At 62.0% G+C, this 22,456-nt stretch carries 18 protein-coding genes; 11 read left to right on the forward strand and 7 right to left on the reverse strand.

All coding sequences use genetic code 11. The features are described 5' to 3' along the window. Nucleotides 1-230 precede the first annotated feature (230 nt). Nucleotides 231-2,174 (forward strand): methyl-accepting chemotaxis protein, encoded by a 1,944-nt coding sequence (locus CO655_RS02815; protein WP_097663712.1) that lies wholly within the window; start codon nucleotides 231-233, stop codon nucleotides 2,172-2,174. Between the two features lie 243 nt (nucleotides 2,175-2,417). Here CO655_RS02815 and dxs read toward each other — a convergent pair whose 3' ends face one another. After that, nucleotides 2,418-4,334 (reverse strand): 1-deoxy-D-xylulose-5-phosphate synthase, encoded by a 1,917-nt coding sequence (gene dxs / locus CO655_RS02820; RefSeq protein WP_097663713.1) that lies wholly within the window; start codon nucleotides 4,332-4,334, stop codon nucleotides 2,418-2,420. 287 nt (nucleotides 4,335-4,621) lie between these two features. On the opposite strand from dxs, the gene CO655_RS02825 reads away from it, so the two are divergent. Then, a complete protein-coding gene (locus CO655_RS02825) occupies nucleotides 4,622-6,598 on the forward strand; it encodes a phospholipase D-like domain-containing protein (protein ID WP_097663714.1) in 1,977 nt (658 codons plus the stop codon). Between the two features lie 34 nt (nucleotides 6,599-6,632). Here CO655_RS02825 and CO655_RS02830 read toward each other — a convergent pair whose 3' ends face one another. The 4 genes from CO655_RS02830 to CO655_RS02845 all read right to left on the reverse strand — a co-directional run bounded on the left by CO655_RS02830 (nucleotide 6,633) and on the right by CO655_RS02845 (nucleotide 9,672). After that, a complete protein-coding gene (locus CO655_RS02830; RefSeq protein ID WP_097663715.1) occupies nucleotides 6,633-7,556 on the reverse strand; it encodes a pirin family protein in 924 nt (307 codons plus the stop codon). A gap of 84 nt (nucleotides 7,557-7,640) precedes the next feature. After that, on the reverse strand, nucleotides 7,641-8,408 hold the full coding sequence (locus tag CO655_RS02835) for an SDR family oxidoreductase (protein WP_097663716.1): 768 nt from the start codon (nucleotides 8,406-8,408) through the stop codon (nucleotides 7,641-7,643). 74 nt (nucleotides 8,409-8,482) lie between these two features. Next, complete coding sequence (locus tag CO655_RS02840; protein WP_097605467.1) at nucleotides 8,483-8,734, reverse strand: exodeoxyribonuclease VII small subunit; 252 nt, start codon at nucleotides 8,732-8,734, stop codon at nucleotides 8,483-8,485. A 2-nt stretch (nucleotides 8,735-8,736) separates the two neighbouring features. Then, nucleotides 8,737-9,672: a histone deacetylase family protein gene (locus CO655_RS02845; protein WP_097663717.1), complete on the reverse strand. Its 936-nt coding sequence runs from the start codon at nucleotides 9,670-9,672 to the stop codon at nucleotides 8,737-8,739. Between the two features lie 189 nt (nucleotides 9,673-9,861). On the opposite strand from CO655_RS02845, the gene CO655_RS02850 reads away from it, so the two are divergent. Both CO655_RS02850 and CO655_RS02855 read left to right on the forward strand, forming a co-directional pair. After that, nucleotides 9,862-10,263, forward strand: a complete 402-nt coding sequence (locus tag CO655_RS02850) for a thioesterase family protein (protein ID WP_097605465.1) — start codon at nucleotides 9,862-9,864, stop codon at nucleotides 10,261-10,263. Between the two features lie 94 nt (nucleotides 10,264-10,357). Next, the gene (locus CO655_RS02855) at nucleotides 10,358-10,765 is read left to right on the forward strand and encodes a hypothetical protein (protein WP_097663718.1); all 408 of its coding nucleotides are present in this window, start codon (nucleotides 10,358-10,360) and stop codon (nucleotides 10,763-10,765) included. A gap of 104 nt (nucleotides 10,766-10,869) precedes the next feature. Here the strand turns inward: CO655_RS02855 and CO655_RS02860 are convergent, their stop codons facing one another. Further along, nucleotides 10,870-11,520 carry a GntR family transcriptional regulator gene (locus tag CO655_RS02860; RefSeq protein WP_097663859.1) on the reverse strand — a complete coding sequence of 217 codons (651 nt, stop codon included), beginning with the start codon at nucleotides 11,518-11,520 and terminating at the stop codon, nucleotides 10,870-10,872. A 157-nt stretch (nucleotides 11,521-11,677) separates the two neighbouring features. Here CO655_RS02860 and CO655_RS02865 point away from each other — a divergent pair, with 157 nt between their 5' ends. The 7 genes from CO655_RS02865 to metG all read left to right on the forward strand — a co-directional run bounded on the left by CO655_RS02865 (nucleotide 11,678) and on the right by metG (nucleotide 21,292). Further along, entirely contained in the window at nucleotides 11,678-13,102 is a 1,425-nt protein-coding gene (locus CO655_RS02865) for a malonyl-CoA decarboxylase (protein WP_097663719.1), read from the forward strand. Beyond that, nucleotides 13,099-14,613 carry a malonyl-CoA synthase gene (locus CO655_RS02870; RefSeq protein WP_097663720.1) on the forward strand — a complete coding sequence of 505 codons (1,515 nt, stop codon included), beginning with the start codon at nucleotides 13,099-13,101 and terminating at the stop codon, nucleotides 14,611-14,613. Before CO655_RS02865 ends, CO655_RS02870 begins: the two co-directional genes overlap by 4 nt. 93 nt (nucleotides 14,614-14,706) lie before the next feature. Continuing rightward, nucleotides 14,707-16,056 carry an SLC13 family permease gene (locus CO655_RS02875; protein ID WP_097605461.1) on the forward strand — a complete coding sequence of 450 codons (1,350 nt, stop codon included), beginning with the start codon at nucleotides 14,707-14,709 and terminating at the stop codon, nucleotides 16,054-16,056. Nucleotides 16,057-16,603: 547 nt separating this feature from the next. Beyond that, nucleotides 16,604-17,749 carry an acyltransferase gene (locus CO655_RS02880; RefSeq protein WP_097663721.1) on the forward strand — a complete coding sequence of 382 codons (1,146 nt, stop codon included), beginning with the start codon at nucleotides 16,604-16,606 and terminating at the stop codon, nucleotides 17,747-17,749. A 73-nt stretch (nucleotides 17,750-17,822) separates the two neighbouring features. Beyond that, a complete protein-coding gene (locus tag CO655_RS33265; protein ID WP_141514279.1) occupies nucleotides 17,823-18,077 on the forward strand; it encodes a hypothetical protein in 255 nt (84 codons plus the stop codon). A 141-nt stretch (nucleotides 18,078-18,218) separates the two neighbouring features. After that, on the forward strand, nucleotides 18,219-19,322 hold the full coding sequence (locus CO655_RS02885) for a helix-turn-helix transcriptional regulator (RefSeq protein WP_097663722.1): 1,104 nt from the start codon (nucleotides 18,219-18,221) through the stop codon (nucleotides 19,320-19,322). A gap of 404 nt (nucleotides 19,323-19,726) precedes the next feature. Continuing rightward, the gene (gene metG / locus CO655_RS02890; RefSeq protein WP_097663723.1) at nucleotides 19,727-21,292 is read left to right on the forward strand and encodes a methionine--tRNA ligase; all 1,566 of its coding nucleotides are present in this window, start codon (nucleotides 19,727-19,729) and stop codon (nucleotides 21,290-21,292) included. 589 nt (nucleotides 21,293-21,881) lie between these two features. Here metG and CO655_RS02900 read toward each other — a convergent pair. Then, nucleotides 21,882-22,445: a biotin transporter BioY gene (locus CO655_RS02900; RefSeq protein WP_038687284.1), complete on the reverse strand. Its 564-nt coding sequence runs from the start codon at nucleotides 22,443-22,445 to the stop codon at nucleotides 21,882-21,884. Nucleotides 22,446-22,456: the final 11 nt, after the last annotated feature.

Genomic DNA, 22,456 nt, shown 5'->3' on the forward strand with positions numbered 1-22,456 from the left:
CGCCGGAAGCAGATAATCGTCGGGCTCGTCGTTGCTGCAGCGCGTATTTAAGCAAATTTAAAGCCTGCCCGCATAGGGTCGGCTCGATTGCAGCGGTTCGTCCGAACCGCTTCGTGCCATGAAGGCGCAGGCGTCTTTCGCCGATCATGTTTCCGATTCCAAGTCTCTGCGGTTGCGTCTTGCGCCGACCGTCTCTCGCCGCGTCGACTGTCGCCAGGAGAAACTCAACGATGTCCGCTAAAAACATATCCTTGAACGGGAAGCTTGCGGCGACGTTCGCAGCCCTCATTCTGATCTTCATGTCCGTTTCCGCCTACGTCTATTCCAAGGCAACGGCCTCGGCGGCAGCGTCGGCCGAGCAGGAAAAATCGGAGCTGCTCGTCAACCAGATCGACGATGCGCTGCAGGCGATGCTCGAGCAGGCGGTCAATCTGCGCGGCTTCATCCTCTTCCGCAGCGACAGCACCTATGGCGACGTCTTCACCAACCGCGAGCGCATGCTGAAGGCGATCGCCGCCGCCAAGCAGACGGCCGCCGGCGAGCCGCAGCTGGTCGAGATGATCGACCGCATGCAGAAGGCCGCCGACCTCTATTTCCATGAACTTGCCGAGCCGCAGACCAAGGCGCGCAAGGAAACCGACATGCCGATCGAAGAGGTCGTCAAGATCGGCGTCAACGCCACCAAGGGTCAGCTCGACGGTTTCCGCCAGGCGTCCGCCAAGATCAAGGCCGCCGCCCGCGAAAAGTCGAATGCGCTCGCCGCCATCCGCGCCGATGCCAACAGCGATCTGAAGATGACGCTGATTGCCGGCGGCATTGTCGCCTCGCTTGCCGCCGCCGTACTCGCCTGGTTGATGTCGCGCACCATCGTCCGCCCGGTCGTCGGCATGACCGCGGCCATGGATCGCCTTGCCGGCGGTCAGAACGATATCGAGGTGCCGGCTGTCGAGCGCGGCGACGAAATCGGCCGCATGGCCCAGTCCGTCCTGGTGTTCAAGCAGGCGGCGATCGAGAAGCTGCGCCTTGCCGGCGAGACCGACCGCATGCGCGGTGACGCCGAGCGCCAGCGCCAGGCGAGCGACGAGCAGAAGGCGCGCGAGGAAGGCGAGCTGCGTTATGCCGTCGACGCCTTGGCCGGCGGCCTTGCCGGCCTTGCCGTCGGCGATGTCGCCGCCCGCATCCAGACGCCGTTCGCGCCGCAATATGACAGCCTGCGCAACGACTTCAACAATGCTGTCGAAAAGCTGCAGGCCGCACTCCAGTCGGTCGGCCGCAACGCTTCGGCGATCAATGCCGGCGCCGGCGAGATCCGCTCGGCCGCCGACGATCTTGCCCACCGCACCGAGCAGCAGGCCGCCGCCGTCGAACAGACCGCCGCAGCGCTGGAAGAAGTGACGACGACGGTGCGCGACAGCGCCAAACGCGCCGAGGATGTCGGCAATCTCGTCGAGCGCACCCGCCTCGGCGCCGAAAAGTCCGGCGACGTCGTCCGCAGGGCAGTCTCGGCCATGCAGCAGATCGAGAAGTCCTCGGGCGAGATCTCCAACATCATCGGCGTCATCGACGACATCGCCTTCCAGACCAACCTCTTGGCGCTGAACGCCGGCGTCGAGGCCGCCCGCGCCGGTGAGGCCGGCAAGGGTTTTGCCGTCGTCGCCCAGGAGGTGCGCGAACTCGCCCAGCGTTCGGCCAAGGCCGCCAAGGAGATCAAGGATCTGATCACCACCTCAGGTACGCATGTCCAGACCGGCGTGTCGCTGGTCGGCGAGACCGGCAAGGCGCTCGAAGCCATCGTCGCCGAGGTGCAGGAGATCAACCGCAACGTCAGTGCGATCGTCACCGCCACGCGCGAACAGTCGATCGGGCTGCAGGAGATCAACACCGCCGTCAACAATATGGATCAGGGCACGCAGCAGAATGCGGCCATGGTCGAAGAACAGACCGCGGCGAGCCATGCACTCGCCAGCGAGGCAAGTGCCCTAGATGAACTGCTGCGCCAGTTCAAGCTCGGCACCCAGCTTGCCGCTCCGGCCCAGAAGACCGCCGCCGCAACGCCGGCCTCCCGCCCGGTCGCCTCTCCAGCCCGCGCCCTCGCCGGCAAGGTCACCAAAGCCTTCGGCGGAAGACAGGCGAGTGCCGCGGTTGCGGTGCAGGAAGACTGGACGGAGTTCTGAGAAGGCGCCTTTCTCAGAAAGGAACGTCAAACGAAGAGGGCGGCGCAGAGATGTGCCGCCTTTTTTCATGATGAGATGGCCATGGTGCTGCCCGCGGCCCCCTCATCCGACCCTTCCGGCCACCTTCTCCCCGCCGGGGAGAAGGGGTGATGCCGCGACCTCTCGATTCCCTCTTCTCCCCAGCGGGGAGAAGGTGCCCGTAGGGCGGATGAGGGGGCCGCACGGCACACCCTCACAAATCACCTACCCCGCAACCCCAACCGCAACCCCGCGCCCCAGCGCCCTAAACACCGTCGAAACAATCCCGGCGCGATCCAACCCGGCATGGGCGATCATCGCTTCGGGTTTGGCCTGTTCCATCCAGATGTCGGGCATGACAAGCGAGCGGATCTTCAGGCCGTTGTCGAGCAGGCCCTCGCTTGAAAGATATTGCATCACCTGGCTGCCGAAGCCGCCGACGGAGCCTTCTTCGACGGTGATTACCATCTCGTGGTGGCGGGCGAGCTGGCGGATCAGGTCGTGGTCGAGCGGCTTGGCGAAGCGCGCATCGGCAACCGTCGTCGAAAGCCCGGCGGCCTCGAGATCTTCGGCGGCAAGCAGACAATCGGCAAGCCGGGTGCCGAAGGAAAGCAGCGCAACCTTGGTGCCTTCCTTGACGATGCGGCCCTTGCCGATCTGCAGGATTTCGCCGCGCGCCGGCATGTCGACGCCGACACCCTCGCCGCGCGGATAACGGAAGGAGATCGGCCCGGCGTCATAGGCTGCCGCGGTGCGCACCATATGTTTGAGTTCGGCCTCGTCGGCCGCCGCCATCACCACGAAGCCGGGCAGGGTGGTGAGGAAGGCGGTGTCGAAGGAGCCGGCATGGGTCGGGCCGTCGGCGCCGACGAAGCCGGCGCGGTCGATCGGAAAACGCACCGGCAGTCCCTGGATCGCCACGTCGTGCACGACCTGGTCGTAGGCGCGCTGCAGGAAGGTGGAATAGAGGGCGGCAAACGGCTTGTAGCCTTCCGCCGCGAGCCCGGCGGCGAAGGTCACGGCATGCTGCTCGGCAATGCCGACATCGAAACAGCGCGAGGGAAAGGCGTCGGCGAGCTTGTCGAGGCCGGTACCATTCGGCATGGCGGCGGTGATGCCGACAATCTTGTCGTCGAGGGCCGCTTCCTGCACCAGCGCTTCGGCAAAGACGCTGGTATAGCTCGGCGCGTTCGGCTTCACCCTGGCCTGAGCGCCGGTGATGACGTCGAACTTGTTGACGCCGTGATATTTGTCGGCCGCGGCTTCGGCCGGCGGATAACCCTTGCCCTTCTGGGTGACGACATGGATCAGCACCGGGCCGCGGGCATTGTCGCGCACATTGCGCAGCACCGGCAGCAGATGATCGAAGGAATGCCCGTCGATCGGCCCGATATGATAGAAGCCCATCTCCTCGAACATGGTGCCGCCGGTGACGTAGCCGCGGGCATGCTCGACAGCGCGGGTGATGGCGCGATCGATGTTCTTGCCGAGATAGGCCGTCAGCTTCTTGCCGAAATCGCGGAAGCCCATATAGGTGCGACCCGAGGCGAGGCGGGCGAGATAGGCGCTCATTGCGCCTGTCGGCGGCGCGATCGACATGTCGTTGTCGTTGAGGATGACGATGAGGCGCGCATCGAGCGCGCCGGCATTGTTCAGCGCCTCATAGGCCATGCCGGCCGACATCGCCCCGTCGCCGATGACGGCGATGACGCGCCGGTCGTTCTTGTCGAGATCGGCGGCAATCGCCATGCCGAGGCCGGCCGAGATCGAGGTCGAGGAATGCGCCGCGCCGAAGGGATCATATTCGCTCTCTGCCCGGCGGGTGAAGCCGGACAGCCCGTCCTCCTGGCGCAAGGTCCGGATGCGGTCGCGCCGGCCGGTCAGGATCTTGTGCGGATAACATTGATGGCCGACATCGAAGATCAGCCGGTCGCCAGGCGTGTCGAAGACGCTGTGGATGGCGATCGTCAGCTCGACCACGCCGAGACCGGCGCCGAGATGACCGCCGGTGCGCGACACCGCATCGATCATTTCGTCGCGGACCTCGCGGGCGAGCTGCGGCAGGTCGCGATCCTCGAGCTTGCGCAGGTCGGCAGGATAAGTGACCTGGTCGAGCAGAGGGGTCTTCGGCGGATGTGTCACGGGCGGCGCTCTTTCTTACTTTTCCTTGTACCGCTTTATTCGATTAGAACGAGGCAAAACAAGTGATTTCAGGAACCGAAGGTTTTCACCTTAGAGCATGGCGGAAAAATGTGTGAGGGGTTTCGGGAGTTATCACATTCTATTTCCGTAAGTTGCATTCGCCTGATTTTGGCCCGGTGCCGCCCCGATTTTCCGCCTCGCCAGTCGAACGCTGAAAGGGGCGGCGAGCGGCTTGAATATGACACGGAATGGTAGCAATGTTGCCGCACCGACTGGGGGATCAGGTCATGGGAACGATTGTTGCAGCGCATGCTTATGTGAACAACGAGGTCGCCTATGTTGCCTGGGATATCGACGCCAAGATCGACGGATGCCTCGGCTTTGAGGTCGTGCGCGTCTATCTCGACGAGCAGGGAAACGTGGCGAAAAAGTCCGATGGCAGCGAGGATCGCGTGACCTGCGCCGCCTGGGTCGCCTTCAAGGGGCAGCGCAATCCGCATTGGCTGCCGCAGACGACCTCGCTCTGGCCGGTGCAGAAACTGTCCTGGCGCGATCTCACGCTGCGCAAGCGGCGCAACGAAATGCGGCGGCGGCCGGACGAGGTGCGGGTGCGCTACGAGATCCGCCCGCTCGGCGATCTGAAGCCGGGCATGGCGGCGGCCCCGGATCCGACGCCTGCGCTTGTCGAGATCAACAAGCGGGACGACAACGGCAGGCCGATCAAGAAGGCTGACGGCACCTTCGAGAAAATCGCCGTCAAGGCCTATGAAGGTCCGCCGCGGCCGCTCGGTTATCTCGGGCCGGCCGTCGCCTCCAACCCGGTCCATGTGACGCGCAAGCGCGGCCAGTTCGAATCGACCTTCACCAACGGCATCCTCGCCGCCCAGTGGCTCAGAAACGTCCTGCTGGAAGACGGTGTGAAGCAGCCGAACGAGCTGATCGACATGATTTCCAATCCGGCGAACGGCATCCGCAAATATCTGGCCGGCGATGTCATTCCGATGCTCAGGGATTTCATGAATGCGCCCGGACGCTTCCTGGTCGCCCTCTACGAGCTCGAGGATAAGGAGCTGCTCGACCTGCTGCTTGCCAACAAGGACAAGCTGCGCATCATTCTCGCCAATACGGGAAAGGTCGGAGACGAGTGGGATGTGCGCAATGCCCACGCACGCAAGGCGCTGATCGACGCCGGCGTCGAGATTCACCACCGGATGTTCAACAATTCGGGCCAGATCGGCCACAACAAATTCGTCGTGCATATAGCGCCCGATGGAACGCGCAGCGTCTTCACCGGCAGCACCAACTGGACGGCCACGGGGCTTGCCGGCCAATCCAACAACGCCCTGATCGTCCGCAACGATGCGGTTGCCGCCGCCTATGTCGCCTATTGGGAGCGGATGCTGGCAGACAATGCGACGCTGGAAGTGCCGGTCGAATTCGATGACGGCATGCCCGACAATCAGCAGAGCAAGGCGTTCCGGCGTTCCAACGAGACACCGTCTCTCGTCCCGACCGCGAACGGCGCTTCGGTCGAAACGTGGTTCTCGCCGAACATGCAGAACCGCAGAAAGGGCAAGGAGACGCCGCCCGATCTTCGCGAGGTCTACCGCCTGATGCGCCGTGCCGAGCACGCGGTGCTGTTTCTGGCCTTCTATCCCGGTCAGTCGGGCAGGGATTGCATCGTCGGCGAGGCGATCGATATCGGCCTCAAGGATCAGAAGCTGATCGTCACCGGCGCCGTTTCCAGCCCGCAGGCCATGCCCAATTACGTCGCCGGCAAGAAGAACGATCCCGACGATGAGGACGACGATACCGCGGCCGTGTCGCCGCATACGTTCGACGAGGCCAATGTCTCGATCGTCCGGGCCTCGCGCATCGATGACCGCCAGCTGCTGGCCGATTTCGGCGCCGAGGAGCTGACGGCCAAGAAGGTCGGCGCCATCATCCATGACAAGGTGCTGGTGATCGATCCCCTGTCGGACGACTGCGTCGTCGTGCTCGGCAGCCACAATCTCGGCTTCAAGGCCTCCTACGCCAATGACGAGAACATGCTGATCGTCAAAGGCGACCGGGCGCTGGCCGAGGCCTATGCCGTCCATATCCTCGATGTCTATGACCACTATCGCTTCCGCGCCGTCGAGGCGGAATTGAAGCGCCAGGGCAAGAAGGGCTGGTCGGGCTTTCTCAACGTCGATGACAGCTGGCAGGACCGCTACGTCAACCGTACCAAGGGGGCGCTGATGCGCTATTTCGCGGCAGGCTAACCGGAAGCCATCTTTGCGATGGGTTTGAGTGCCGTCAGCCTTCCGGCAACGGCACGAATTCCTCTTCGTCGCCGGGAACGATGTCGAAGCGGCCGGTGCGCCATTCCTCCTTGGCCTTTTCGATCCGTTCCTTCGAGGAGGAGACGAAATTCCACCAGATATAACGTTTCGAGTTCAGCGCCGCGCCGCCGAACAGCATCAGGTGACAGCCGTCGCTGCCGGCTTCGAGCGTGATCGGATCGCCCGGCCGGAAGACCAGCAGCTGATCGGCGGCGAAACGATCGCCCGAGATGACGACCTCGCCTGAGAGCACATAGACGGCGCGTTCCTCGTGGCCGGCGCCGAAGGGAAAACGCACGCCGGGCTGCAGGTTGAGATCGACATAGAGCGTGTCGGAGAAAGTGCCGACCGGCGATGTCATGCCTTCGAACGAGCCGATGACGACCCGCCCGCGTACGCCTGACGTTTCGATCAGCGGCATGTCGGTCTTTTCCGTATGGGCGAAGGAGGGATCGATCTCCTCCTTGTCGTCGGGCAGCGCCAGCCAGGTCTGCAATCCCGACATCAGCAGCGGGTGGCCGCGCAGATTGTCGGGCGTGCGCTCGGAATGGACGATGCCGCGGCCGGCGGTCATCAGGTTGATATCGCCGGGGCGGATGACCTTTTCGGTGCCGAGGCTGTCGCGGTGGCGGATCTCGCCGTCGAAGAGATAGGTGACCGTCGACAGGCCGATATGCGGATGCGGCTTCACGTCGAGCGCCTCGTTCGGTTTCAGGATCGCCGGCCCCATGCGGTCGAAGAAGATGAACGGCCCGACCAGCCGCCGCTGCCGCGTCGGCAGGGCGCGCCGCACCTGGAAGCCGCCGATATCGCTGCTGCGCGGAATGATCAGGTTCTCGATCGCATCACAGGCGAAGGCATCGCCGGGCAGCGGATCTTTACCGGGAAAGAAGGACATGGGGATCTCCGATCTCAAGATATCCGCGAGAGATAGTGCCTGGAAGTCCGCGCGCCAATGGAACGCGTCTCGTCGGGCATCCGTTCAGATCGCGGTGAAGCCGTTGTCGACGAAGAGGTGGGCGCCGTTGACGAAGTTCGACTCGTCGCTGGCGAGATAAAGGGCGGCGCGCGCCACATCCTCCGGCTCGCCGATCCGCCCCTGCTGGGCGGCGATGGCGGCATCCGAGACATCGACGCCGAGCGCCTGCAGGTCGGCCACCTCGCGCAACCCGTGCGGCGTGCGGATGAAGCCGGGGCAGACGGCGTTGCAGCGGATGTTGCGGTCGCGGAATTCCACCGCAATCGCCCGGGCAAACATGTGCACCGCGCCCTTGGTCGTGTCGTAAAGCACTTCCATCGGCGTCGCCGCGACCGCCGAGATCGACGAGGTGCAGACGATCGATCCACCGCCCGCGGTAATCATCTTCGGCAGCACGGCCTTGGTCATCAGGAACATCGAGCGCACATTGACCGCGTGCAGCCAGTCCCATTCCTGAAGCGTCGTTTCGAGGAAGGGTTTGATGACGATGGTGCCGGCATGATTGAACAGCACGGTCACCGCGCCGTAGCGTTCCTCGACGCCGGCGACGGCGGCATTGACGGCGGCTTCGTCGGAAACATCGGCCGTCCAGCAATTGGCCTCGCCGCCGGCATCACGGATCTGCTTCACGGTCTCATCAGCCGCTTCGCCGTTGCGGTCGATGATCGCGACACGCGCGCCTTCGGCCGCAAACAGCTTCGAGGCGGCACCGCCCATGCCGGTGGCGCCGCCCGAGATGATGGCGACCTTGCCCTTCAATCTATCCGTCATTTGTCTGTCCCCTCATGGTTCTGGAGGGGATCATAGATCGGCCGTAAGCCGATCGCCAAGCGCCTTCGATCCGCTCAGGCGCCGTCCAGCGGCTCGACGCCCTGCGGCTTGCCGGCGCGGTCGAGCCGGATCTTCTCGATGCGGTTTTCGGCGGCCGAAAGCAGCGTCTCGCAATGTTTCTTCAGCGCTTCGCCGCGCTCATAGATCTCGATGGATTCATCCAGCGCCACGTCGCCGCGTTCCAGCCGGGCGACGATGCTTTCGAGTTCGGCGACCGCCTTTTCGAAGGAAAGGCCCGATACCTCAGGCTTGGCGCTTTCAGTCATTCTCAACCCTTCATCATTCGCAGAATATGCATGCCCGCCGATTCGGCCAGACCTTCAAGATCATAGCCGCCTTCGAGCAGGCTGACGACCCGGTTCTTGGCGTGCCGGTCGGCCAGTTCCAGGACGCGGCCGGTGGCCCAGTCGAAATCTTCGCCCGTCAGGTTGATCTGCGCCAGCGGATCGCGGTGATGCGCGTCGAAGCCGGCGGAGATGATGATGAGGTCCGGCCGGAAATCGTCGAGCGCCGGCAGCACGCGCGATTTGAACGCCTCGCGGAAATGGTCGCTGCCGACATTCGGCGAAAGCGGCGCGTTGACGATGGTATTGTGCTTGCCCTTCTCCTCCTTGGCGCCGCTGCCGGGATAAAGCGGCATCTGATGCGTCGAGCAGAACAGCACGGAAGCATCGTCCCAGAAGATGTCCTGAGTGCCGTTGCCATGGTGGACGTCCCAGTCGACGATGGCGACACGTTCGGCGCCATGCCTTTTCTGCGCGTGGCGGGCGGCGATCGCCGCATTGTTGAAGAAGCAGAAGCCCATCGCCGTCGTCTTCTCGGCATGGTGCCCGGGCGGGCGGGCGGCGACGAAGACATTGTCGGCGGCGCCGGAAAAGACGTCGTCCACCGCCGCCATCGCGCCGCCGATCCCGGTCAGCGCCGCCTGCAGGCTTTTGACGCTGGCATAGGTATCGGCTTCCAGCTGGTTGATCCGATCTTCCTCCTCGGGGATCTCCCGCATGACGGCCATCAGATGCTCTTCCGGATGCGCCAGCAGCACCGCATCCTCGCTCGCCTGCGGCGCTTGCCGGCGCTGCAGCCGCTCGAAATTCGGATGTTCCAGCGCGACATTGATGGCGCGGATCCGGTCCGATCGCTCCGGATGGCCGGAAGGCGTCACATGTTCCAGGAAGATCGGGTGTTCATAAAGACGGGTGCTCATGGAGACACTCTATCGGCCGCTTGTGTCATGTTCCACAGCAGATGGGGCATCGCAGGACGATTTCAACAAGCGCTCCCGCCGCACCATCTCGCTGGCGGCGGCGTTATAAATTCCTGTCATCTCAGCCGTTTACTTCAAAAAACCCCGTGCTACTGTCGTTAACGGGGAATTTTGCAGGCAGAGTTGTTGATGAGTCAGTCGAAACGCCCGGGTGTGACGGAAATACATGTGCCGTTTCGCGATGTCGATATGAACGGTCGGATGTTCCTGGCCTCCTATATTTCCTATGCCGAATCCGTCATTGCCAGCTTCTGGTCGGCTCGGCCCGAGGTCGAGGACGAACCGATCTACAACGCCAGCAAGATTACCTGCGTTCTCCATCGGCCGCTGCATTACGACGAGCCGGCCCTTTTTACCGCCGCCGTCGACAAGATCGGCGTGCGCTCCATCGGCTTCCTCGTTTCGATCGACACCGGCGAGGAGCGCGCCGCCGAGGTGGAAATCATCTGGCAGGCCCGCAGCAGCGAGGACCAGCAGCCGGCCTCGCTGCCGGAGGAAACGCGCGACTGGCTCTATCGGTTTTTGGATTAGTATGTTGCCCGGGCAGCGGACGCCTAAAGCTTGAGGTCCATGTCAATTGTTCCAGCCAACCTTAGAGGGGAGCCGTCCGGTGACGTGACGTTCAATGCTCGCTACTGCCCTGTTACTTATGTCGGTCAGCGCTGCGTGGAGCGATGATGAGCCTCCTCGTCCCTATCAAGGTCCTCTTTTCTTCAACGGCGAGGGTTACGTCAGTACGCGCTTCATAAGCGCAGTCGCACCGCTAGGTGACGGTTCTCCGATCTATGCAGGCGCCAAGGCGGGGGGCGGAAAGGTACTCGCAGTGCTGCACTCAGAGCCAGGTCCCGGAGTTCGTGCCGTTCACGTCTTTCCGAATGAGGACATCGTGGTAGCGGTGATCGCGCCGAAACGCACCGGTCTTATAGGATGGAAGGGCTGGATCAGATTTACGATCGTGACCGAAGGCTTTCCTGATGGAAACGAGGTTTCCCAGGCGTTTTCAGGCGTCATCCTAGAAGTCGACGGCAAGTGAGCCGACTCAGGAGTTGCTCCAGCCCCGATCTCTGAAAGCGATGAGCTAGATATCCGGGCAGAGCCAAATCAAAGGATCGTGCAGCGATCAGTCACGCCCTCCGGTCATCTCGTCGCCATGCTCGCGACCAGATCGCTGAACCTTTCTCCCTGAATGCCGACATGGGTTCGCAGCAGGCGGCGGGCTTCATCTCCGTCTCCTGTAAAGATCGCATCGACGATGGCGCAATGTTCTAAGAAGGAGGTCGACAGGCGGTTGCGCACGCGCAGCTGCAGACGGCGATAGGGGCGCAGCCGTCGATGCAGCTGCACGCATTGCTCCTGCAGGAAATCGCTGCGGCTCGCGGCGTAGATGGCCTTATGAAATTCCTCATTGTCGTAATAATAGGCATCGCTGTCACCGGCCGCGGCGGATTGTTCGCAGCGGCTGTGGGTGGCGGTGATCGCCTCGCGTGACGCCTTGTCCAGCCGGCGGGCGGCGAGCGATCCGGCCAGGCCCTCGAGCTCGGCCATGACCTCGAACATCTCGTAAATGCGGTGCGGGCCTGGATCGATCACGATGGCGCCGCGGCGCGGACGGATTTCGATGAGGCCGATGGCATCAAGCTGCATCAGCGCCTCGCGCACCGGCGTCCGCGAGACTCCGAAGCGATTGGCAAGCACGGTTTCATCCAGCCGTTCGCCGGGGGCGAACTCGTAGGAAAGTATCGCATTTTCAATCTCATCCCGGAGCCACCGGCCGACATTCTCGGACATTTCTCTCGCATCCTTCATACATGAGAGTCATTCTTGTATACACAAACATTGACTTCGTGTACGAAGAGTGACAATTTACATACTACAGACGAAGCCCCGCGATGGGAAGCAGTGTCCACCGGCGTGAACAGCGCCCGACCTTCAGAAGGAGAATGGCATGCCTGAGGCGTCTTTCTTCACCGACATGCTGCAAAGCATTACGGATCACGGACGCCAGCTGCTGTTTTCCGGTTCGCGCAATACGCAGGCCGCCGCCAAAGCCGATCTTGAGACCCTCTGTGAAATGCTGTTGTCGAGCCGCGGTGAAGCATCCGGCATGGCCCTTGCCGCCGAGATTCTCGATCGCTGGGGCGCGCTCGAGGACGAGGGCGCGCAGGCATTCTTCCATATGCTGCACGAAAAGTTCGGGCCGGACACGGTGAGGCTCGATCAGGCAATGGAAAATTACCGCACCGACAAAAGCTCCGCCGCGGCCATTGCGCTCCATCAGGCCGCGGAGCCGCGGCGCCAGGAGCTCCTGCGCCGGTTGAATCACGCGCCGAACGGCACCGCCAGGCTCGTCCGCATGCGTCAGCAGCTGCTTGCTTCCAAGGATCGGTCCGAGGCCTATCACGCGCTCGATGCCGACTTCACGCATCTGTTCGGTTCCTGGTTCAATCGCGGCTTTCTGACGCTGCGGCCGATCGACTGGACGACGCCGGCCTATATCCTCGAAAAGATCATCCGATATGAGGCCGTGCATGAGATTGCCGGCTGGGAGGAGCTGCGCCGTCGTCTGGCGCCGGCCGACCGTCGATGCTTTGCCTTTTTCCACCCGCGGCTGGCCGACGAGCCGCTGGTCTTCGTCGAGGTGGCGCTCACCCGATCGGTGCCGAAGGCGATCGCGGATGTGCTCGACGAGGGGAGGGAGCAGATCAATGCCGACGAGGCGACGACGGCGGTCTTCTATTCGATCTCCAACTGCCAGGATGGCTTGCGCGGCATCTCGTTCGGCAATTTCCTGATCAAGCAGGTGGTGGAAGACCTGCGCCGGGAGCTGCCGGGCCTGAAGAATTTCGTCACGCTGTCGCCCGTCCCGGGTTTTGCCGCTTGGCTTGCCAAGATTCGTGCCGCGACCGGCGACCGGTTCCTCTCCAAAGCGACCCTGGAAACGCTGAGCTTGCTGGACGAGCCGAACTGGCCCGACAAGGAGAAGAGCGCAGCCGAAGTGGAGCGTGTGTTGCTGCCGCTGGCGGCCCGCTATTTCCTGACCGAACGGACGCCGGAAGGCCGCCCCGTCGATCCCGTCGCCCGCTTCCATCTCGGCAATGGCGCCCGGCTCGAAAGGGTGAATTTTCTCGGCGACCGCTCGCCCAAGGCGCTCCAGCAGGCGCACGGTCTGATGGTCAACTACCTCTATAAGCTCGATGACATCGTGGCCAACCACGAGGCCTTAGCGCAACGCGGCGAAGTGATTGCCTCGCCCGCCGTCAAAAGCCTGCTCAGCCAGAGCGACGAAGGCCGCCGTGGCGGCAATGGCCAGCAAGGTTCTCGAGCATTCGCGCAGCTGATGAATTCCACGCTTGGAGGAGGGCGAAAGTGAGCAACCATCTTTTCGACGCCATGCGGGCCGCCGCACCCGATAACGCACCGTTCATCCGGATCGATGGCACCCGCACATGGACCTATGACGAGGCCTTCGCCCTTTCCGGCCGCATTGCCGGCGCGATGGATACGCTCGGCATCCGCCCCGGCGACCGGGTTGCGGTGCAGGTGGACAAAAGCGCCGAGGCATTGATCCTCTATCTCGCCTGTGTTCGCAGCGGCGCCGTCTACCTGCCGCTCAACACCGCCTATACGCTGGCCGAACTCGATTACTTCATCGGCGACGCCGAGCCGCGTCTGGTGGTGGTTGCCTCGGGCGCTCGCGACGGCGTCGAGACGATCGCCAGGCGTCACGGCGCGATCGTCGAAACGCTCGACGCCGATGGCAGCGGCTCGTTGCTGGATCTTGCGCGCGACGAGCCGGCCGACTTTGTCGACGCCTCGCGCGCCGCCGACGATCTGGCCGCGATCCTCTACACCTCGGGAACGACGGGACGCTCCAAGGGGGCGATGCTCACGCATGGCAACCTGCTGTCGAACGCCCTGACCTTGCGGGGCTATTGGCGCGTCACCGCCGGCGACCGGCTGATCCATGCCCTGCCGATCTTCCATACGCATGGGCTGTTCGTCGCCACCAATGTCACGCTGCTCGCCGGCGCCTCGATGTTCCTGCTGTCGAAATTCGACGCCGACGAGGTCGTTTCCCTGATGCCGCAGGCAACAATGCTGATGGGTGTGCCGACCTTCTATGTGCGCCTCCTGCAAAGCCCGCGCTTCGGCAAAGAGGCGGCAGCCAACATCCGCCTCTTTATATCGGGCTCGGCGCCGCTGCTTGCAGAAACCCATACCGAGTTCGAGGCCCGGACCGGTCACGCGATTCTCGAGCGCTACGGCATGACGGAAACCAATATGAATACCTCCAACCCCTATGACGGCAAACGCATCGCCGGCACGGTCGGCTTGCCGCTGCCTGGTGTGACGGTGCGCGTCACCGATCCCGCCACGGGACAAGTGCTGCCGGCGGAACAGACCGGCATGATCGAGATCAAGGGGCCGAACGTCTTCAAGGGCTATTGGCGCATGCCGGAAAAAACCGCGGCCGAATTCACCGCCGACGGGTTCTTCATCAGCGGCGATCTCGGCAAGATCGACCGCGACGGCTATGTCCACATCGTCGGCCGCGGCAAGGACCTGGTGATCTCGGGTGGCTACAACATCTATCCGAAAGAGGTCGAGAGCGAGATCGACCAGATCGACGGTGTGGTCGAGAGCGCCGTGATCGGCGTGCCGCATCCGGATTTCGGAGAGGGCGTCACGGCCGTCGTGGTGCGCAAGCCCGGCGCCGTGCTGGATGAAAAGACCATTGTCAGCGCCCTCCAGGATCGTCTGGCGCGCTACAAACAGCCCAAACGCATCATCTTCGCCGAGGACCTGCCGCGCAACACGATGGGCAAGGTTCAGAAGAACATCCTGCGGCAGCAATACGCCGATCTTTACACCAGGACGTAAGACGGCAGCCCTCTGGGAGGAGGGCGCGTCGGTATCCGCATCAATCTTGCAAACAGCAACCACGGCGCTGGAGGCGTCGGAGGGAGGGGAATCATGGGTATTGAAATACTGGCCATAGGCATGCTCGTCGCCATGTTCGTCGTTGCGACGATCCAGCCGATCAACATGGGCGCGCTCGCTTTCGCCGGCGCCTTCGTGCTCGGCTCCATGACCATCGGCATGAAGACCACCGATATTTTCGCCGGCTTTCCGAGCGATCTGTTTTTGACGCTCGTCGCCGTCACCTATCTCTTCGCCATCGCGCAGATCAACGGCACCATCGACTGGCTGGTCGAATGCGCCGTCCGGCTGGTGCGTGGACGCATAGGCCTGATCCCCTGGGTGATGTTCCTCGTCGCCGCCGTCATTACCGGTTTCGGCGCGCTTGGACCGGCTGCGGTCGCCATTCTCGCGCCGGTCGCGCTGAGCTTTGCCATCCAGTACCGCATCCACCCGGTCATGATGGGGCTGATGGTGATCCACGGCGCGCAAGCGGGCGGCTTTTCGCCGATCAGCATCTATGGCGGCATCACCAACCAGATCGTTGCCAAGGCCGGCCTGCCTTTCGCGCCGACGTCCCTGTTTCTCTCCAGCTTTTTCTTCAATCTTGCGATTGCGGTGCTGGTCTTCTTCGTTTTCGGCGGCGCGAAGGTCATGAAGCAAGTGCCCGCAGCATCGCTTGGCCCCTTGCCTGAACTGCACCCCGAAGGCGTTTCGGCGTCGATCAGAGGTCACGGCGGCACGCCGGCAAAACCGATCCGGGAGCATGCCTACGGCACGGCGGCCGATACTGCTGCGACGCTGCGTCTGAACAATGAGCGAATGACCACGCTGGTCGGCCTGATCGCGCTCGGCATCGGCGCGCTGGTTTTCAAGTTCAATGTCGGCCTCGTCGCCATGACCGTCGCCGTCGCCCTCGCGCTCTTGTCGCCGAAAACCCAGAAGGCGGCAATCGACAAGGTCAGCTGGTCGACCGTGCTGCTGATATCAGGCATCATCACCTATGTCGGCGTCATGGAGAAGGCCGGTACGGTCGACTACGTGGCGAACGGCATATCCAGCCTCGGCATGCCGCTGCTGGTGGCGCTCCTGCTTTGCTTTACCGGCGCCATCGTTTCGGCCTTTGCCTCCTCGACCGCGCTGCTCGGCGCCATCATCCCGCTGGCCGTTCCGTTCCTCATGCAGGGCCATGTCAGCGCCATCGGCGTCGTCGCCGCCATCGCGATCTCGACGACGATCGTCGATACCAGCCCATTTTCCACCAATGGTGCGCTCGTGGTCGCCAATGCGCCGGATGACCGCCGCGAGCAGGTCCTCAAGCAGTTGCTGGTCTATAGCGCTCTAATCGCCATCATCGGCCCGATCGTCGCCTGGCTGGTGTTCGTCGTGCCGGGGCTGGTTTGACGACAGTCCGGCGAAACTGTCGCTTCCGCCGCGGGCCATTGCCCGCGGCGGTTAAGGCATCATCCACGCCGTGGGCAGGCATTCCGCGTTTCACTCGTTCCGCCGACCGGAAAATCCAACGCCGGCGAAGCCATAAAATGCTCGAGTTGTAGTCTTGATCGCCTCGCGGAATAGGGAGGCCGTCGCACACGGCGCCACTCCGATGCATTCTCCGAGGACCTGGAGGAAGCCGACTATGCGGTGATTGTCGAACCGATCGTGGCGCCCCCACTCGATGAGCGGCGCAATTTGCAGATGCAGCCTTAAAAGCTGACGGTCATGGAATTCTGATCGCCGCAGGCATCGCATCCGGCCATTCCGCGAGGACTGCCGTCGCTCGGCTGAACAGCCGCCATCGGCCACCGCCAAAGATCGGAATTCCCAGAGCTGCTCAAACAACTCGAAGGCAATTCACGCAGCGCCCAGATAATCTGCGGGTTACAAGATGGTTGTAATCGCGAAAATTCCAAGTTAAGGCAGCTGCGCCGAGAGCCAGTAGGGAGTCGACATGACGAAATCTGAAACCGGACGCCCGTATATTTATGGAATTGATGCGGTGCGATTTGCATGTGCGTTGATGGTGACGATGTTTCACCTAGGATTTGCTTCTTGGGCTTCGCCGCTATATTTGAGGCCCTACAAAATGCCCTTGATCGAGAACATTAGCCAGCCTGGATGGGTTGGCGTCGAACTGTTCTTCGTCATATCCGGGCTCGTGATCATCAACTCCGCCGCTTCGGCCAATGCGATGTCATTTCTCAAAGGACGAATTCTGCGGCTGTATCCGGCCGTATGGATCTGTGCATCGCTGACCCTTATCGTCATTGCGACTCAAGATATCAACAGGCGTGTGATCAAGAACTATCTCCGATCGGTGACCCTCTATCCTGGCGGGCCCTGGATCGACGGCCAATATTGGACATTGGCTTGCGAGATATGCTTCTACACCCTTGTCTTTATCATGTGTGTGACGCGTCAAAAGGCGAGGATGCCTGCCCTGGCGCTCGGCCTGTCGCTGGCCAGCACGATTTTCATCGCCCTCTTGTACGCGTTTCCTGGTTCAGGCATTTTGGGCATCTTCACGGAGACCGCGTGGCGAGCCATCCCTTTTTATTATGGCTGCCAATTTTCTATAGGCATTTACATCTACATCTGGCTTCTGTCTGACGCGCGGATGAGCCGAATTTCTCGCGCGGGTTTCGTCTGCGCCTTGGCGGCAGGCGCCGTTCAGATTTACATGGCAGGCGGCAGTGTCAGCGATCGTACGCTTGCCGCCACGGGTCACGCGTTCTCACCACTTGCCGCAATCTCGATCTGGGTGATGGGTTTGATGATCATTATTGCAAGCGTGCGATACGCCAGGCAGATCAGTCGTCTGCCGGACGCGCTGCTTCAATCGGTCAAGACTCTCGGCTTGATGACCTATCCACTATATCTCGTGCATTTCACGATCGGCATCCAGCTTCTCGATTGGCTGACCGGTCTGGGAGTAACACCGCTCTTGGCGCTTGGTCTGGCCCTGGTGATTGTCTGCGCAATCTCTTTGGCCGTTTGCAAATGGGGAGAACCTCCGATCCGCAGTGTTCTGCGCGCGGCTTTCGAGAGGCTCGGGCAACGGGCTGCGGGTTTTCAGACGAAAGAGTCTCGAGTTTAGGCGCCAAAGCTCACCGGCCGCCTTTCGGGCGAAGGCGACCATTGTAAGTATTCGCCGGCGCGCGAGCCGCCTGGTGAACGGTCGTGTTCTCACCATCCATTTCTCGGTGATTATCGGATCATCAACCATGATCCCGTCAATGGTCGCCATAACCTTGTCGTCGTTCGTCGCCCGGGCGAATCGGCAGGTGTCAGCTTCGTCCATGTTTCTTCGCGACAATAAAGGCATCGCCGCTGCACGACACAAGCTCGCCGTAGCAGATCAAGGTAAAGCGGTGGGTGCATGCACGATGAAAAAGCAATGTCTTGCCGCAACAAGCGGCGGTTGAAGGTGAGGCTTGCTCTCGTCGAAGTATTTCCTGCTCAATTCGGAATGTCCGATATACGGCGGTCGAATTATGTTGCATTTGCGAAGGCAACACTATTCAATCTTCGCAGATGTCTATATTCGCTTAGGTTGAAAATCACTCATGATTCAATCGACTGACGTCTCATCTCTTCTGACGGATATGATTTATGGAAGTCTGTTCGGAGAGTGCAGCTGGCAGGATTTCCTGGACCGCCTTGCGCAGACGTCGCCGGGCGGCAAGGCGGCGCTTCACTATCACGACCTGACCTCGTCCGTCGCCCATGTTCCCTTCATGTCGGGATTTTCGCAGTCCGAGATCGATCAGTTCATGAGCCACTTCGCCTCGGTCAATCCCTGGATTCCGAGATTGGATCGCGTACCCGTCGGCCAGGGCCTGTGCGGCGACGAGATCGTTCCGCGCGAGGAGCTGGTCAAATCGGAGTTTTACAATGACTGGCTGAAGCGGCAGACCGGATGCGAGACGAGCGTCGGCGTCTCGATCATTCGCGAGGAAAACCGCACCTTCATCCTGTCGGCCTGCACGACGTCGGCGGACCCCGATCTCAACAGCGAGGCGGCCAAGCTTTACACGCAGCTCGCGCCGCATCTGAGAAGGGCTTTCGACTTCATTCGCAAGCGCGATCTTTTTGCACCAAACGAAGAGGCGACGCAGACCCTGTTCGACAGCATCGGCGTCGGATTGATCTATGTCTCGGAGCAACGCAAAGCCCGTCGCTGGAATAAAAGCGCAGAGGCCTTGCTGGCCGCCGGCTTGCCTGTGCGGATCGGTGCCGACGGCACGCTCGCACTTCAATGCGAGAAGACGGCTGCGGTTCTCGAATTCCTGACCTCCAGAAACGGCGTGCAGACCAAACCACACACGGCGATCGTCAAGGGCGGCAACCAGGATAATTACCGCATCACCCTCGTCCGGCTGCACTCCGATGCGTTCACGCAGTTTCTGGAGGGGCCGACCGTGGCGGTGATCGTCGAGCCGATCGTGGCGACGCCGCTCAATGAGCGGCGCGATTTGCTGATGCAGCTTTACAAGCTGACCGCGACGGAAATCCGCATCGCCTCGAGCATCGCATCGGGCCATTCGCCGAGGGAAGTGGCGATGGCCGATGATATCAGCTACGAAACCGTCAGAACCCACCTGAGAAACATCTATGCCAAACTCGGGGTCAATTCTCGGGTCGGCCTGGTGTCGCTGCTGATGCGGTGAATTCTGGAGGCGCAAGCCCGGCCTTCATGCGCGTGCGGGGTCGCCTGGCTCAATATTCCGAACCGCTTCCATTGTTCAGGTCCCGTGCGCCGTTTTACGGAATGGTTCACGAAGGAATGCCGATCCGCCGGTTCGCCATTCGTTGAATAGGCTCCGCCAAGGCGGGCGCTCGACGGGCGGATGGCAAAGTGTCCCGGCTCAAACAGCGCGCTTGTCCGAAACCACCCTTGATGCTAGAAAAATGGTATGGACAACAACGTGATCAGCACTTTCGTGATGATGGTGCCGCGCTCATAGCGTGGCGGGTTTCGTGCGTCCATATGCACCAGCAACCGCCCTCGAGGCGGTTTTTTCATGGGTCGATCCGTCTCGCCGGCAATAACAGCCTTCGAAAGGAAACACCGATGAACAAGACCGACATCTATATCACCACCTCCATCCCTTATGTGAATGCCGCGCCGCATGTGGGCTTTGCCCTCGAACTCGTCCAGGCCGATGCCTATACCCGTCATCTCAGACTTCTCGGTCATGACGTCAGGTTCCAATGCGGGACCGATGACAACAGCCTGAAGAATGTCAGGGCCGCGGAAGCCGCGGGACTACAGGTGAGGGACTTCGTCAATGCCAACGCCGACAGGTTCGAGCGTCTTGGCGGCCGGCTCGATATCTCCAACCAGGAATTCGTCCGCACCTCCCGCGATCCAAGGCATGTCGCCTGTGTCCACGCCTTATGGCGGGCCTGCGCTGAAAACGGCGACCTCTATCGCAAGGCCTATGAGGGCCTCTATTGCGTCAGCTGCGAGCAATTTTACGAGCCATCGGAACTCGATGACGGGCGCTGCCCGGAACATGGTATCGCTCTTGAGATCGTCCGTGAGGAGAACTGGTTCTTCCGTCTCTCCCGATACGGCGGCAGGCTCCTCGAACTCGTCGAGACCGGGGCGCTTCGCATCGTTCCAGCCCATCGGCGCAACGAAATGCTTGCCCTGGTGCGCCGTGGCCTGACCGACATCAGCGTGTCGCGCAGCGCAGAACGGGCGAGAGGCTGGGGCGTTCCGGTCCCCGATGGGGGTGGTCCCGATGCGGATGACGTTGTCTATGTCTGGTTCGACGCCCTTGCGAACTATCTCACAGGCCTGGGGCACGGATCCGATCAGACGCTTCTGCAGCGTTATTGGAATGGCGGAGAACGCATCCATATCGTCGGCAAGGGCATCTCCAAGTTCCACGCCATCTACTGGCCGGCCATCCTGCTGTCCGCCGGCCTGCCGCCGCCGTCGTCGATCCTCGTGCACGGCTACGTCACGGTGGATGGCAGGAAAATCGGGAAGTCGGCCGGCAATGGCATCGACCCGGAAAGCATCATCGACGCCTACGGAACGCCGGACGCGCTGCGATATTACCTGCTCCGGCACATACGCTCGGGAGACGATGGCGACTTCTCGGGCGAGCGTCTCGAAGCCGCATGGTCGGGAGAGCTCGCAGGCCAGCTCGGCAATCTCGCCAACCGGGTGCTTGCCCTTTTATATCAGTCGTTCGGCGGCATTGTACCGCCGGTGCCGGAGAACGAGTTCGTGCTGGAAGCTCACCGCCTTCCGGGGAAGGTGGCGCGGGCCTTCGATACCTACGAACTCCATGTCGGCCTCGCTGATATTTTCGAGTTTGTCGGTGAGGCGAACCGGCGGTTTACAAAAGGTGCACCATGGGCGGATGCGAAAACGCTGCTTGCCGATCCCGCTTCGGAGGATCGCAAAGCGACCACCGAACGTCTTGGCGCTTGCCTGGCCGAGCAGATCTACGGCCTTGCGACCGTTGCCCGCTGCCTCCTCCCGTTCCTGCCAGGCTCGGCCGCAACGCTGCATTCCAGGCTGGGAATACCGTCTCCTCGGCTTTATCGGGATCCCCTGATCGTGGCTGGTGTCAAGGCTGCCCCGCAAGCCGTGCTCTTTCCGCAAAGAGCGGCAGCTTGAACACCCCAGGGCGTGATACTCTGCGCTGCAGTGGCAGCAGCGCGGAGTCGGGGTAGCGGGGACAAGACAGGGCGTTTTGACGCGATCCCGGATGTCATAAAAGCTTCATATTAAAGCTATTGCGGAAATCGGGAAATAGTCTACAGTTTCTATCAGGAAACAAGATTTCCTGAAGCAAATGAAAGGAGACCGATTGGATTCATTTTTTCCGGATGCCATGCTCTTCGCATGTTTCGCCCTGGTTTTTGTCCTGATATTTGCGAGTGGCAGGCGCAGGTCAAAAAGCTCCGGCGATGGCGGGGGAGGCTGGTTCGACGCCTCGGACGACGGCGGCTGTGACGGCGGCGGCGACGGAGGTGGAGGAGACTAAATCAAACTGAAATCGATAGAATGCCCGACCGCCTCAAGGCGGTTTTTTGTTGCCTGTATTCCAAGCTTTACCTTGCTCGCAACAAGCCTTCCTTCCTCAATCCATCAGCATCGAGACGCAAAGCCTGCGCCGCAGGCAAGCGGGTCTTGGCGTGCCGCAAACGCAAATGGCCGCCTTCGGGTGAAGACGGCCACTGCATGTATTTGCGATCGAGGCGCCTTACGCGCGCGCCGGCAGCAGGGGATAGCCGACCATGACGGCCCGGCCGAGCAGAGCGGCGACGAAAGCCTTGATGACGTCGCCCGGAATGAAGGCCATCGACCCGACGAAGGCCTTGGTGAAGCCGAGACCGGCGACGGTCGCGAGATAGGCGATGCCGAAGGCATAGAGCACGACGATCCCGCCGGCCATGGCGGCGAGGAAGAAGCTCACCGTCTGCACCAGGCCGGATTGGCCGTGATTGACCAGGCGCTCGCTGAGATAACCGGTGACGAAGGCGCCGAAGATCCAGCCGACGAGGAAGCCTGCTGTCGGCGAGGCGAAGATGGCAAGGCCGCCGCGGCCGCCGGAAAGCACCGGCAGGCCGATGGCGACGAGCAGCAGCACGATCAGCACGGCAATGGCGCCGCGCCGGGCGCCGAGCACGACACCGGCCATCATGACGCCGAGCGATTGGGCGGTGATCGGCACCGGGATGAAGCCGAGCGAGATCGGCGGCAGCAGGCCGAGCGCCACGATGATCGCGGCAAAGAGAGCGGTAAGGACGAGGTCGCGGGTGCTCATCATGAACTCCG

This window comes from Rhizobium sp. M1 (assembly GCF_002531805.1).
Taxonomy (GTDB): Bacteria; Pseudomonadota; Alphaproteobacteria; order Rhizobiales; family Rhizobiaceae; genus Rhizobium; species Rhizobium etli_C.